This window comes from Citrobacter enshiensis (assembly GCF_029338175.1).
In the GTDB taxonomy this organism is placed as follows: Bacteria; Pseudomonadota; Gammaproteobacteria; order Enterobacterales; family Enterobacteriaceae; genus Citrobacter_D; species Citrobacter_D enshiensis.
In genome coordinates, this window is the sequence record NZ_CP119862.1 from 1451303 (window position 1) to 1464226 (window position 12924).

At 50.8% G+C, this 12924-nt stretch carries 14 protein-coding genes; 5 read left to right on the forward strand and 9 right to left on the reverse strand.

The window, feature by feature from the left end; genetic code table 11:
- Positions 1-5: 5 nt before the first annotated feature.
- A complete protein-coding gene (gene ypdA / locus P2W74_RS07005; RefSeq protein WP_276294451.1) occupies positions 6-1703 on the reverse strand; it encodes a two-component system sensor histidine kinase YpdA in 1698 nt (565 codons plus the stop codon).
- A gap of 390 nt (positions 1704-2093) precedes the next feature.
- Here ypdA and alaC point away from each other — a divergent pair, with 390 nt between their 5' ends.
- The gene (gene alaC / locus P2W74_RS07010; protein ID WP_276294452.1) at positions 2094-3332 is read left to right on the forward strand and encodes an alanine transaminase; all 1239 of its coding nucleotides are present in this window, start codon (positions 2094-2096) and stop codon (positions 3330-3332) included.
- A 53-nt stretch (positions 3333-3385) separates the two neighbouring features.
- Here alaC and ypdK read toward each other — a convergent pair whose 3' ends face one another.
- On the reverse strand, positions 3386-3457 hold the full coding sequence (ypdK, locus tag P2W74_RS07015) for a membrane protein YpdK (RefSeq protein ID WP_010723117.1): 72 nt from the start codon (positions 3455-3457) through the stop codon (positions 3386-3388).
- 434 nt (positions 3458-3891) lie between these two features.
- On the reverse strand, positions 3892-4812 hold the full coding sequence (lpxP, locus tag P2W74_RS07020) for a kdo(2)-lipid IV(A) palmitoleoyltransferase (RefSeq protein WP_276294453.1): 921 nt from the start codon (positions 4810-4812) through the stop codon (positions 3892-3894).
- Between the two features lie 421 nt (positions 4813-5233).
- On the opposite strand from lpxP, the gene P2W74_RS07025 reads away from it, so the two are divergent.
- A complete protein-coding gene (locus P2W74_RS07025) occupies positions 5234-5476 on the forward strand; it encodes a DUF2545 family protein (RefSeq protein ID WP_276294454.1) in 243 nt (80 codons plus the stop codon).
- Positions 5477-5703: 227 nt separating this feature from the next.
- Here the strand turns inward: P2W74_RS07025 and P2W74_RS07030 are convergent, their stop codons facing one another.
- From P2W74_RS07030 to P2W74_RS07045, 4 genes are read right to left on the reverse strand one after another with little or no spacing between them, the layout of a single operon-like run.
- On the reverse strand, positions 5704-6375 hold the full coding sequence (locus P2W74_RS07030; protein WP_276294455.1) for a hypothetical protein: 672 nt from the start codon (positions 6373-6375) through the stop codon (positions 5704-5706).
- Positions 6360-6884 carry a sigma-70 family RNA polymerase sigma factor gene (locus P2W74_RS07035; protein ID WP_276294456.1) on the reverse strand — a complete coding sequence of 175 codons (525 nt, stop codon included), beginning with the start codon at positions 6882-6884 and terminating at the stop codon, positions 6360-6362. Before P2W74_RS07035 ends, P2W74_RS07030 begins: the two co-directional genes overlap by 16 nt.
- An 8-nt stretch (positions 6885-6892) precedes the next feature.
- Positions 6893-7585 (reverse strand): hypothetical protein, encoded by a 693-nt coding sequence (locus tag P2W74_RS07040; protein ID WP_276294457.1) that lies wholly within the window; start codon positions 7583-7585, stop codon positions 6893-6895.
- Positions 7586-7629: 44 nt separating this feature from the next.
- On the reverse strand, positions 7630-8424 hold the full coding sequence (locus P2W74_RS07045; protein WP_276294458.1) for a substrate-binding domain-containing protein: 795 nt from the start codon (positions 8422-8424) through the stop codon (positions 7630-7632).
- 533 nt (positions 8425-8957) lie between these two features.
- Here P2W74_RS07045 and P2W74_RS07050 point away from each other — a divergent pair.
- A complete protein-coding gene (locus P2W74_RS07050; RefSeq protein WP_276294459.1) occupies positions 8958-9182 on the forward strand; it encodes a hypothetical protein in 225 nt (74 codons plus the stop codon).
- A 68-nt stretch (positions 9183-9250) separates the two neighbouring features.
- A complete protein-coding gene (locus P2W74_RS07055; protein ID WP_276294460.1) occupies positions 9251-10798 on the forward strand; it encodes a sensor domain-containing diguanylate cyclase in 1548 nt (515 codons plus the stop codon).
- A gap of 210 nt (positions 10799-11008) precedes the next feature.
- Here the strand turns inward: P2W74_RS07055 and P2W74_RS23465 are convergent, their stop codons facing one another.
- Together P2W74_RS23465 and P2W74_RS07060 are read right to left on the reverse strand one after the other, a co-directional pair.
- Complete coding sequence (locus tag P2W74_RS23465) at positions 11009-11155, reverse strand: hypothetical protein (RefSeq protein WP_412767217.1); 147 nt, start codon at positions 11153-11155, stop codon at positions 11009-11011.
- A gap of 39 nt (positions 11156-11194) precedes the next feature.
- On the reverse strand, positions 11195-12067 hold the full coding sequence (locus P2W74_RS07060) for an AraC family transcriptional regulator (RefSeq protein ID WP_276294461.1): 873 nt from the start codon (positions 12065-12067) through the stop codon (positions 11195-11197).
- A 287-nt stretch (positions 12068-12354) separates the two neighbouring features.
- Here P2W74_RS07060 and P2W74_RS07065 point away from each other — a divergent pair, with 287 nt between their 5' ends.
- Positions 12355-12921, forward strand: coding sequence for an RBBP9/YdeN family alpha/beta hydrolase (locus P2W74_RS07065; protein ID WP_276294462.1), 567 nt, complete (start codon positions 12355-12357; stop codon positions 12919-12921).
- Positions 12922-12924 lie beyond the last annotated feature (3 nt).

Here is a 12924-nt window from a genome sequence, read left to right on the forward strand (position 1 = left end):
CCGAATTAAAGCAATAACGTTGCCGGCGCGGCGGCAGGGGAGTGCTGGTTAGGCACATAGAACGCAATCTCTGTACCGGGTTCCAGGCGACGGATATGAAGCCCTTCGCCATATAACAGCTTAACGCGGTGGTGGACATTGAGCAGACCAATTTTATTCCCTGGCATTTCATTGGATTCCACCCGTTCGATCACTATGGGATCAATTCCGTGGCCGGTATCTCTGACGGCAATCCGTACTCGATTACCGCATTCGGCGACGCTGATGGTGACCACGCCTTTCCCTTTGCAAGGCTGGATACCGTGGACGATAGCGTTCTCTACCAGCGGTTGAATAAGCAGGCTGGGAATATAGCAGCTCACCTCTTCATCGATATCATAAATAACCGTCAACTTGTCGCCAAAACGGGCCTGCTCAATGGCAATGTAATCTTTAATTTGATACAGCTCTTTCTTGATATCGATCTGCTCATCATCTTTCAATTCAATGTTATAGCGCAGGTAGCGCGATAAATTAAAAATGAGCTGGCGAGCGGTGTCCGGGTTTAAGCGGATTGAGGATGAAATTGCGTTCAGCGCGTTAAACAGGAAATGAGGATTTATTTTGCTCTGTAACGCCCGCAGTTCTGCCTTATTTGCCATTTCACGTAATTGTTCAGCGCGGGAGACTTCCAGTTGTGTCGAGATGATTTGCGACAGGCCAACCGCCATCTCCTGTAATGAGGAGGTGATCTGGTGAGCGTGACAGTAATAAATTTTAAGCGTACCGGTGACGATGCCTTTCTCCCACAACGGGATCACCAGCATGGAGTGTATCTCTGGCGTTCGATGAGCCTCATCATTGTTTTTTATAATGATTTCGCCGTGATTTATCGCCTGCTGAGTGGTAGGGCTGACAAAATCATCGTTCTCGCGATAGTTGATTTCCCCAACACCAACATAGGCAAGCACATGCTGCGTATTGGTGATGGCGACCGCATCGGCGTGAATATCATGGCGAATGATTTCACACACCTGACGTAAAGACTCGCTGTTGACATGACGAAAAAGCGGCAGTGTTTTATTGGCAATATCCAGCGCCAGCTTGGCTTGTCGCGCTGCACTGGCTTCCTTTTCCCCTTCAACGCTCTGTACCAACAGCACAATAAAGCCGATGCACACGCTGCCGAGAATCATAGGAATACCGATTTTCGACACAATATCCAGACCCAGTTCGGTGGTTGGCGCCCACACAATCACCAGGATCATGGTCAGCGTTTCACATAACACGCCGCCTAAAATACCCGCCCGCCAGTGTTGTGCTTTGGGGATCTTACGATTAATCCATCCTGCGATGCAGCCTGCCAGAATGCTGGTGATAAAACACGGTATGGCGGTGACGCCTCCGATATCAATAAGATAGCGATGGATGCCTGCGATCACTCCCGTAATGATGCCTACCCACGGGCCAAACAGAATGCCGCCTGACATCACGGCGATAATGCGCACATTGACCAACGAACCTTCTACGGGAACGCCTGACCAGGTGCTGAACAGCGCAAACATGGAAAAGATGGCGGTGACGGCGAGCAACTCTTTTGGGGAGTGTGCTGACTTGTGCAACAGTTCGCGGAACAGACGGATACGAATGAGGAAAAAAAGACAGAACAGCATCAGCGCTGCCCGATCGAATACCGCCAGCAGCATGTTGAATATTTCGTGCACGGGTGACTCTTGCGAAAGGATTAAACCCCTATGATAGGTAACCTGAGCCCGCTTGACCAGCGTACCGGGAAGTCATCTCTAATGAGGAAAAACCATAATATTAAAAGGGGATTGATATTCATCCAGTTAATTGACAGTAGATCACCCGGTGGTGATAAATTTTGGTGTAATTATATTGATGTCAATATGTTAACTAAATGGTGGTTATTCGCCGTTAAAGGTGTTTTTGGAGTTCAGGTTTTGTTGTCCGTTGTTCCTCTTTTTAACGTCCAACATTATTTTCGCTTTTCCCTCGACAGACGGTTTTTTTTCAGGCTATTTTTTAAGCGTGCCACCCTTGTGGCAGCGTCGCTCGGACGGTCCGGGCGCTCACGTTAATCTGAGGATATTATGGCTGACTCTCGTCCTGAACGTCGCTTTACGCGTATTGATCGTCTCCCACCCTATGTTTTCAACATTACCGCTGAACTGAAAATGGCTGCGCGTCGGCGCGGCGAAGATATTATCGACTTCAGCATGGGGAACCCGGATGGCGCCACGCCTCCTCATATTGTCGAAAAACTTTGCACCGTGGCCCAGCGCCCGGATACCCACGGTTACTCGACGTCCCGCGGCATCCCGCGTTTACGTCGGGCGATTTCCCACTGGTATCAGGAACGCTACGATGTGGAGATTGATCCGGAAACCGAAGCCATTGTGACTATTGGTTCGAAAGAGGGGTTGGCGCACCTGATGCTGGCGACGCTCGATCATGGCGACACGGTACTGGTGCCGAATCCAAGCTATCCGATTCATATTTATGGCGCCGTCATTGCCGGGGCGCAGGTACGTTCTGTGCCGCTGGTGGAAGGCATTGACTTCTTTACTGAACTGGAACGTGCCATTCGTGAAAGCTACCCGAAACCGAAGATGATGATCCTCGGATTCCCCTCCAACCCCACCGCACAGTGCGTTGAATTAGCGTTTTTCGAGAAAGTGGTCGCGCTGGCAAAACGCTATGATGTGCTGGTGGTTCACGACCTGGCCTATGCCGATATTGTTTACGACGGCTGGAAAGCGCCGTCGATCATGCAGGTGCCAGGGGCGCGTGATGTGGCCGTTGAATTTTTTACCCTGTCGAAAAGCTACAATATGGCAGGCTGGCGCATTGGCTTTATGGTCGGAAACCCTACGCTGGTCAGCGCTCTGGCGCGAATTAAGAGCTATCACGACTACGGTACGTTTACGCCGTTACAGGTCGCGGCGATTGCGGCGCTGGAGGGCGATCAGCAGTGCGTTCGCGATATTGCTGAGCAGTATAAGCGTCGCCGCGATGTGTTGGTGAAAGGGTTACATGAAGCGGGGTGGATGGTTGAGATGCCGAAAGCATCCATGTACGTTTGGGCAAAAATTCCCGAACAGTATGCCGCAATGGGCTCGCTGGAATTTGCCAGAAAGTTGCTGAAGGATGCCAAAGTCTGTGTCTCGCCGGGAATTGGTTTTGGTGATTACGGGGATACTCATGTGCGTTTTGCGCTGATTGAAAACCGCGACCGTATTCGTCAGGCGGTCAGAGGCATCAAAGCCATGTTCCGTGCTGATGGCGTATTGCCAACGGGTGCGAAATCCACAACGGAAAGCGCAGAGTAGAAAAGCAAAACAGGAGCCAATGGGCTCCTGTTTTTTGCTGCATTTTTTTGTTTTTAGATCATCAGGGCAAAAGTACCGGCCCATACGATGACCATAAATGAAATGCCCATAAAGAAATATTTCACGTTTCATCTCTCCGCGTACCTTCATGTACGCCTAAATGAACTTAAACTCACCTGATTATAGAGAGTTGGTGCCAGACTGAATGAAACTGAGAATGTTCCCCGTTTCGTCTGCGGCATCACCTCAGAATTCTGTGCTTCATCGCTCCAGACGGCGCTAATGTACGCCTAAAAATGAGGCGAGACAAGAGGCATTTTTTTATTTACTTTTAGTAACTTACAGGTGTCGTGATTCGGCGACAGTTTAATTTCTGACGGTAATAAATGGTCAATCAGCGACGTGAATATTGATCGGATAACGCTTGCTATACCTTGCTGTAATTGTGGTTATTTTTAGGCAATATCCACATTGAATGGTGTGATGTCAGCGTGGTCTGGATGGGGGGGGCAGGGCATGAAAAAGGCAAAAAAAAGAAAGGCCATATGGCCTTTCTTTTTTAAATATAGAGGGAGGCTTCGCCCTGCGGGCGAGTTTTGAACCGACGATGGATCCAGAGATATTGTTCAGGCGCGCGCATAATCTCTCTTTCGATGATCTTGTTCATGTAGGCGGCAGCCTGGCTTTCTTCGCTCGGGTAACCTTCCATTTCAGGCGAGATAAACAAACGATATCCTGAGTTATCGGTTTTTCTCACCATGGTGACGGTCAGCATGGCAGCGCCAGACAGGCGGGAAAGCACATACGTCCCGTTAGTGGTGGCAACATTTTTGACCGCAAAGAAGGGTGCAAATGAGCTGCCTTTACGTCCGTAGTCCTGGTCGGGAGCAAACCATACGGCCTCACCTTTTTTCAGCGCGCTGACGATGCCGCGAAGATTGTTTCTGCCGATCATCGCTTTATTAGAGCGCATACGTCCGCGCGTCTGAACCCATTCCATTAACGGGTTATTATGCGGACGGTAGGTTGCCATCATCGGCTGGCAAAGTCCCATTACGCGACCGCCCAACTCCAGAGACATAAAGTGAACACCGACCACCATAACGCCCCGGTTTTGCGCCTGGGCGCGCAGCAGGTTATCCATGCCTTCGACATCAAACCATTTGCGCACGCGTTTGTCAGGCCAGAACCAGGCCATGCCCGTTTCGAGCAATGCCATGCCGAGAGAATGAAAGTTCTCTGCAATCATGGTTTCTCTCTCTTCCGGCGATAATTTTGGGAAGCAGAGTTCAAGATTTTTACGGGCGATAGATTCGCGACGTTTTAAAAAAGGGCGCGCCAGTTTGCCGGTTCGGGTCCCCAAAAAGCATAAAACGGGATAAGGCAATTGCACCAGCAACCAGAGCACACCGACACCAAACCAGGTGAGCCAGTAGCGCGGATGCAGGAATGCGCGTGAAAATTTGCTTGTTGGGAACATAAGCACCTTCAATAGATACGGGAGGTTGTATCGCAGAAGACTTCTGGTCTGCAGCGGTACACTTTTACTTAGGCCATCATGTACGACAATGGTTCCTGTAAAGAGTGTAAAGCTGAGTCAGGACAAAACCACGAGGGGCATGAATGCTTGCCGATATAATATACCATTTTAGGATTAGAACCTGCTATAAAATCTTATACAAGAAACGTAAAGATTTTTCGGGTTATGAGTGGGGGGAGTACTTAATTTTAATTCTATGTTTTAAATGCTTTTTGAGACCGTGAAGCACGATGAGTGCAGGGGGGCAAATTGTGAGGCGAATGTGATACACGCGGTTCCGTTATAAGGTATAACTTAAAGTATAAACGGTAAGGAGTGTAAAGCATTACGGGAAGCATCACGGCCCACAGGAGGTAACGCTATGATCTATTTATTGATGTTTCTTGCGATAGGTATTGTAGCCGTAAGCGGTTATATCGGTCAGGTTTTGGGGATCGTTTCAGGTATTTTTTCTTTTATCGGAATGATTACTCTTGCAATCTTAATATACTACTTCACCTGGTGGTTGACCGGGGGAGCAGAAATGGTTACCGGCTTTTTTCTTTTTCTTTCTCCGGCATGTGGGTTGATGATCCAATTAATGGTGGGTTACGACAGGCGATAAAAGCAGACGACATCCTCCTGTAAATAAAATTGAATAATAACCTACGCTTATTCTAAACATTTTGCTTATTTTCATGTGTTAAGTGCCAGCCTGGTCTGGCACTTAATTTGGATAAACCTGGTGTTAAGTCGCATATTGCTCAGTTTCGCCGATGATTCCTCATTCTCCGAACGCCCACCGAACTTCGCCTGCCGGTGGAAACGTTGGGTTATCAGAAATTGGCCGGACTAAAGTGTAAGACATTTGCCGGAAAACAACGTGCGTTCGTTATCTTTGACGACCAGTTGATCGCTGTTTTTCAACTGCTTCCATTCACCGGGAGTCAGATAGTGCATATCCCGCAATTGCGTCATCGGGGCAAGGTAAACCAGCTGGCCACTGGTTTTGTCGCGCATCCACAACGTTGCCTGCGTAAACGCTGCCGGGTCACTGTGCGCGCTGTATTGCACACGGATGCTGGACTGTCCGGGTTTACTTCCCTGGAACGCCAGCAGGACAAAACAATCCCGACACTCCGGGGACGACATCATCGCCAGATAACTTACGGGCTTTATTTGCTGCGTTACCGGCGTTAGCGTCAGAAACATCAGCAGCGCCCCTGCTGCCAGCCACCCAGCATTACGCAGCCAGTGTTTTACGCCGCGCGCTGATGCGTCTCTGTCCATTGATGCCTGTATATTGCGCCAGACGCGTGCTGGTGGATGGGCGATCGGGAGACTGCGAGCATCCAGGCGTTGCTGCCATTCTTCCACCGCCTCCCATAAAGAAGGGTCCTGTTGCAGAAGGTTTTCAAACCGCCGTCTGGCAAGCGGAGACAGTACACCCAACAGATATTGACTGGCGAGATGCTCGCGGATCTGCGGATGGCGATAGCGGGAAGGGGTTATTGGCTGAGGCATTGTTTTAACTCACTGAGACCCCGGCGGATCCAGGATTTGATCGTGCCCTGCGGCGCACTGAGATGGCTGGCAATCTCGGGGTGTGAAAAACCGTGATACCAGGCGAGGACGATGGCGCTGCGTTTCTCTGCTTCCAGTTGGGAAAGGCAGTCGGTGAGCCGACGCTCTTTCTCCTGTTGCACCGGTGGCGCAATGAGGTCGTGTTCCTGATCCAACAGCGCTGTTTCACCGCGTCTACCGTGCTGTCGGATGTGGTCGATTGCCTGGTTTCGCATGACCTGGCACAGCCATGCCCAGGGGGCGTCAATCGGTGAACGGAGTTTACCGTGCCAGATTTTTATATAGCCCTCCTGGAGCAAATCAGCAGCAATCGCCCTGTCTCTCACGATAAGTAAAATGCGGGTATATAAATACCCGCTGGTGCGTTGATAAAGGGTGGTAAAGGCTTCTCTGTCCTGCAGCATGATCCGCGAAAAAAGTGTGCGGATCTCTTCCTTATCAATGTCCACGCAATGCCTTATTGAGTAATGGAGATGATATGCCACACGTTTTTGACGTTATCTCCGGTGGTGTCGCCTGGGGCGCGATCCTGTTTCCAGAGATAGAGTGGCATGTTGTTATAACGCAACTGCCGCTGGCCGTCCCGGCGAGCGGTGGAACTGAATGGCGGCGTTAATTTTGCACTTGCCCCGACAATCACTGGCGGCCACTTTTCCGCGCAATCGTCGTAGCAGGCCGGGATGCCATTCTGATCTTTATCAAAGGTGTAAAGCGTCATGTTTTCGGCGTTCACCAGAATACGGCCTGTTTTTGTCGAATACAGTCGGACAGGCGTTTCGTCGGCGCGCGCCAGCTGCCAGACGTTTTTGACCCCCGCGCCAGTGGTATCGCCGGGTTTCATATCTTTTACCCAGCGGTAGAGCGGTTTACCGTTGAGTGCCCATTGTTGGGTGCCATCCTCTCGCTTGATGGCTTCAAGCCCATCGAGCGCGGGCGACATCTTTTCTGTGACCCGCAGCGGCGGCCAGTTTTTGCTGCACTCCGCGTCGCAAACGGACATACCGTTACCATCTTTATCAAAGGTATAGAGCGTCATGCTCTCTTTGTCGGTATACACCTTTCCAAGTGACGTATCATGTACGGCGATATCTGCGGCCTGCACGGCACAGGTGGTTCCTGCTAACATCACACTCCAGATGAATTTGTTCATAACTGTTTCCTGTTGATTGATTGTAGACGGAATTTTCTAACGGGTTATTGCATCCAGCCTTCATGAGCAAAAATTTTGCTCGCCTCCGGGGAGCTCAGGTAACGGACGAAATCCTGGGTCTGCGGATCGGCATTTTTAGCGACGGCGATATTCATATCCCGATAGATCCGCCGCTCGGGTTCTATCTCGACCAGCGTGGCCTGATCGGGGTGTGCGAGAGGCCAGTCGCTCCACGTGATCCAGGCATCGGCCTGGGGTTGCTGAAATGCCTTAAATGCAGCGCCGCTACCTTTTTCAAACGCAACAATTTTGCTGCGGATGTTTTTGATATCGGCAAGCTGGCCGGTACGTCCGGCGATATCCTCCCAGACCCCGGTTCCGGAGGTGTTGTAAACCCCTGCACCTTCGGTGACTACGATGCCGACGTCTTTGTTCAGTAGATCGTTAATTCCCTTGATGCCTTTAGGATTTCCCGGTTTCACCGCAAGCACCGAACGCTGTAAATAGAGGGGCTGTACATCCTTACTTTGAATAAAGGCATACGTTTCCAGAAAAGCGGTCATCGACTGCTGGGAAGAGCCGAAAATGAGATCGGCATCGTGCTGCGCCTCTTTGCTCCATTTACTTTCCGGTCCATAGATGATCGCAACGTTAACGCCCGATTGTTTCGACCAGGCGCTGGCGGCTTTTTGCAGCGCAGAGTGCGGACCGCCAGGTCCATAGACCTTAATGACGCCATCCTGAGGCTGGTGCTGAATTGCAGGATCGGTAAGCGGTGAGGCAGAAAAAGCAGTAAAACTGGGTAACAACAGTGAAAGGATTAGGTGCTTATATTTCATGAGGACTCCAGTCGTGGTGAGGGTTTACTGGAGAGACGATGCAAAAGCCAAAATGGATGCACCCGGATCAGCATTTTTTTGTCGGGTGCTTTTCCGTTTCCCTGTGAGATGGGCAAGAGACTCGTCAGGGGGATAGTCGTTTATCTGACGCGCGCAGTGCGGGAGCGCTTTGCATACCTCGAACCTTTACAAAACCACAGGCCTGGAGCAAGTCTCGTCACAATGCGCAGCTGTAATTAAATAGTTGAATAAAATCATGCGGTAAAAATAATCATTAAAAATGCCGCGAGAGAATAATTGCAACAAATGCAAAATGCTAAATCGTTAAATGATAGGCAATGATTGACGTAAAAAACTGCGTTCTCTCGCAGTGTTAATACTTTCATCTTCACTATCAGGTTTCTGTTTTTAGGTTGATGATGCTTTTTATCACAGCACAGTTTTTAACTCTGCTTTTGTGCGTGTTGAGTATTTTGATTGTAATGGTAATAATTTGAAACATTGTGTGAATCTTTCATTAGGAACCCATCTGTATGGCCAGTATATCGTCTCCAAAATATGACAGTGCTTTTACTTTCACAGGGTTAGATTTTATTGCCAGAAGTATGGTGATGATGGAAACCAACGGCACCTATATTTCACTTGCTGCTATGACCGGTAATATGACCAATGAACAAAAAGAAATCTTAACGGCGCGTTGGGAATATCACCAAAGCAGACGGAATGTATCCAGCAATGAGAATCAGCCTTTAGCATAATAAATAACTTCGGTGAATATATTAAAGCAGGTCGTCTCTACCATTATCCTCATTGACCAGGAAAACGCGTGCCGTACGGAAAAATTGCCTCATACTGTGGCCATCTCAGCTTGACCGCAAAGCGGGGTTTACTTCTGCTGTTTATTTTTTTGCAAACGGCAATTCTTGCCGGGCATCTTTATTATCAATACACATATATTATGGGTGAGGCTGCCCGTATTCTGCGCAATACCACGTTATTGGAAGCCGAGCGTTTTGAAACCAGTCTGGATGCGATGGGGTATCAGGTACGTCTTATCGGCAATGCTTTGTTGCTGAATCACACCGTCACGTCTGAAAATACCAATCGGTTTCTGGATGAAGAGCTGAAACAAGACTGGCTCGATGGTGTGATCGTGTTCGATGAGAAGGGCGACTTTGTTGCTCAGCGTGCACTTTTCCCGCTGGAAAACGCACTCAGCGCATCGACCCTCACGCAGGCCAGCTTTCGCGATCGCCCTCTGTTTAAGCAACTGCGTCACAGTAAAGAGAATGACAGCCTGTTTTATTGGCAGAGTCAGGGAACGGATCCCAATATCCACGGGTTTGTGATGTACCACGCTATCCGTGACGCCAAAGGAAACTTCCTTGGGGGTGTTGTTGGATATTTCGATGCCCACTCTATAGTAAAAATTTTTAGAAAACTGAGTGATAAAGGTTTTTATCTCGGCTCCGGTGGGGCAATGGTTGTGCTGGATCGTGATAATTATATTCAGCTCACCCGCGTGGGAGCCGGTATTACCGTGGGCCCGCTTCATTTCAACCCTTACCTCAAGGAGGTCATGAAATATTCCTCCGATTCGGCTCAGACCAATCAATATATATCGCCTATTGACGGTACCTCACGCATGGGGGTATTCCTCAATTTGAGTCATCATAAATGGGTGATGGCTGCGGGACTTGCGGAACATGAGATCCTGCATGGCTGGTATTTGCAGGTCTTTTGTTCGGTCATGGCGCTTATTGCCATCATCATAACGCAGTGGTCATTGTTGAATTATATGCATGCGAACTCCCTGCAACGGGCACAACTTGTCAAAGATGCTCTGCGTGATCCACTGACCGGTTTGGCAAACCGCCGCTATTTTGACGAACAAGTCCGGAATATCTGTCGTGTGATGAGTCGTCAGCGGCAATCCCTGTGTGTGCTGAGCATTGATTTGGACTATTTCAAAAAGATCAACGACAACTTCGGCCATAGTGGGGGAGATGAGGTACTCCGGTGTGTAGGGCAAATATTACCGGGATTGGTTCGGGGAAATGATATTGCCGCCCGGCTTGGTGGTGAAGAGTTTGTCGTGGTGATGCCATTTACCGAATCTGATTACGCCAACGTAGTGGCCGAACGCATCCGAAGCAATTTCGCGCGTCAGGAAGTGGATTTCCATGGTCGTAAGATTCAATTCACGGCAAGTTTTGGTCTTGCACAGATGACGCCTGATGAACTGAACGCCAGTGAGGGTTTCCAGGCTGCGCTTGACAGAGCCGATCAGGCGCTTTACCGCGCGAAACGGGAAGGGCGTAACCGGGTCTGCATGGCGAGCAAAAATCAGCAACTCATTCTGTATCCAACGTAGCCGAGAGAGTCGGAACACGATGGCGGGAAATAACGCACCAGGAAGGGTATTACAACCGCTTCGAGTACAAACCCGCTTACGAAGCCAGTATTGATAGATCCCACTCTCAGCGCTAATCCCAAAATCTCAATCCAGACCGACATGCCGTATCCGCTTCTTGAGAGGTTTACGGCTGCGGTCATTTTTACTTTTCGTCATTATCCGCCGTTGTTATTCAGGTGATGAATATAAACACCCCGTTGTTGTCTGGACGGCCCTGGGGACTTTGCTGTGGCGAGAGCGCCAGGTTGCGGGAGGCATACCGAACTGGGCACTGAACCAGCGCGTGAAGGAACTGGGCATGGAGTAGCCGAGCATGTCGGCGATGTGGCCAAGGGAGTAGCCTGGATTCTGCAGTTAACGGATCACCAGGTCGCGCCGCACATCATTGATAAGCTCGCTGAAGGTGGCGCCGCTCTCTTCCAGATGGCGTTGCAGGGTACGCACATTCATCCCCAGGGTGCGGGAGATCTGCTCTATGGTGGCGCGCCCCATCGGCAGACGCAGGTAGATCGACTTGCGCACGTCGAACATCAGGGACTGGTGGTTTTCCACCAGCAGCGAGTCGAGGTAGTTGCGCGCGTGGAGAGCCATGGCCTTGTTGGCCAGCGGGTTGGCGATGTCCAGATCGGCAGCCTGACAGACAATACCATTGAATTCACTGCCAAACTCCACCTTGCAACCGAATATGCGTTTGTGGACGGAGAGATCCGTCGGCGCGGGGTGAGTGAAGTTGACGCTGATGGGACGCCAGTTTGCGCCAACACCGACCTGAGCGGAGCAGAAACGGTACATAACACCGACCGCCAGCTCGCTGGCATGGCGTGACGCGGTGGGGATGTCGGTGATCACCTCCTCGCGAATGATGACCATCTTACCTGCCTCCTCGATGTAGATTGCCAGCGAGTCATTGCACAGCTGGCGATACTGTACGATCCCCTGCAGCGCATCGCGCAGGGTGGGCAGGTGGCTGAGTAGCAGACTTATCTCGCCAAAGTCCGACAGATGACGATGCTCCGCCATCCGTAGGCCCAGGGTATCGCATCCGCTGACGAGGGCAGACTGCTCGATCAGCTTGATGGCGGTGGAGACGGGGATGCGTTGATTGGGCATACCCAGGATGGAGGTACTGAGTCCCACCTGCGCCAATAAGTGCTGGGTATTGAGACCGAGTTGACGGGTGACGTCCAGATAATTGGTGAGGATGGCGGCTCTGGCTAAGACAGTCATAGTGCAGCTTCCTTAAGTTATTAATCTGTGTCGTGAATAGTTGATTAACATTTAATTAGCAGTCATGTAACAAAATTGAAAGTATTGTGGTTGTATTTTGCAACATAGATGCTTCACTTATTTGGGGAAGTGGGGTAGGCGGGCGCGAGCCTTAGTCTTGTTTGCCAGTGTCGTAAAATGAAAAATCGATGGCGTCAAAAGTAAAGCAACGGGAATGTTGGGGCTTTAGTGTTGCTCCCGAGGCGCTGGCCCTTAGCCAGACCCGTATGGAGAGTAAGGAAAGTCATATGGATAAATTACATACCAGGGCGACAGTGCTGATCGTCCCCGGATTGCGCGAGCATGTGGCGGAACATTGGCAGACGCATCTGGCGGCCAGCCTGGCCAGGGTGCGTTCAGTGTCTCCTCTGACCCAGGATAAGCTCAATTGCCGGGCTCGTGTCGAGGCCATTGCACAGGAACTGGCGCAGATCGACGGCCCGGTGATCCTGGTGGCGCACAGTGCCGGTGTACTGATGACGGTGCACTGGGCGCAGCATCACAAGCATCAAATCAAAGGAGCCCTGCTGGTCACCCCCCCGGACCTTAACGCCAACTGGCCGGCCCAGTACCCGAGCAAGGAGACCTTGCAGGCCGGTGGCTGGTGCCCGTTGCCGCGTACGCGATTGCCGTTTCCCAGCCTGGTGGCCCTCAGCAACAACGATCCCCTGGCCAGCGCCGACGCGGTGAGTGCCATGGCGACCGACTGGGGCAGCGAGGTTGTCGAACTGGGCTCCGTGGGCCATCTCAATCCGGCGAGCGGCTTCGGTCCCTGGCCTCAGGGGCTGGAACTGGTGCGTCGCCTCGACACCTGATGC

What these genes read in the sequence shown, in the direction of transcription:
- alaC (WP_276294452.1), top strand. Translation starts at nt 2,094, where the DNA reads ATGGCTGACTCTCGTCCTGAACGTCGCTTTACGCGTATTGATCGTCTC.
- lpxP (WP_276294453.1), bottom strand. Translation starts at nt 4,812, where the DNA reads ATGTTCCCAACAAGCAAATTTTCACGCGCATTCCTGCATCCGCGCTAC.
- P2W74_RS07025 (WP_276294454.1), top strand. Translation starts at nt 5,234, where the DNA reads ATGATCTATTTATTGATGTTTCTTGCGATAGGTATTGTAGCCGTAAGC.
- P2W74_RS07030 (WP_276294455.1), bottom strand. Translation starts at nt 6,375, where the DNA reads ATGCCTCAGCCAATAACCCCTTCCCGCTATCGCCATCCGCAGATCCGC.
- P2W74_RS07040 (WP_276294457.1), bottom strand. Translation starts at nt 7,585, where the DNA reads ATGAACAAATTCATCTGGAGTGTGATGTTAGCAGGAACCACCTGTGCC.
- P2W74_RS07045 (WP_276294458.1), bottom strand. Translation starts at nt 8,424, where the DNA reads ATGAAATATAAGCACCTAATCCTTTCACTGTTGTTACCCAGTTTTACT.
- P2W74_RS07050 (WP_276294459.1), top strand. Translation starts at nt 8,958, where the DNA reads ATGGCCAGTATATCGTCTCCAAAATATGACAGTGCTTTTACTTTCACA.
- P2W74_RS23465 (WP_412767217.1), bottom strand. Translation starts at nt 11,155, where the DNA reads ATGCTCGGCTACTCCATGCCCAGTTCCTTCACGCGCTGGTTCAGTGCC.
- P2W74_RS07060 (WP_276294461.1), bottom strand. Translation starts at nt 12,067, where the DNA reads ATGACTGTCTTAGCCAGAGCCGCCATCCTCACCAATTATCTGGACGTC.
- P2W74_RS07065 (WP_276294462.1), top strand. Translation starts at nt 12,355, where the DNA reads ATGGATAAATTACATACCAGGGCGACAGTGCTGATCGTCCCCGGATTG.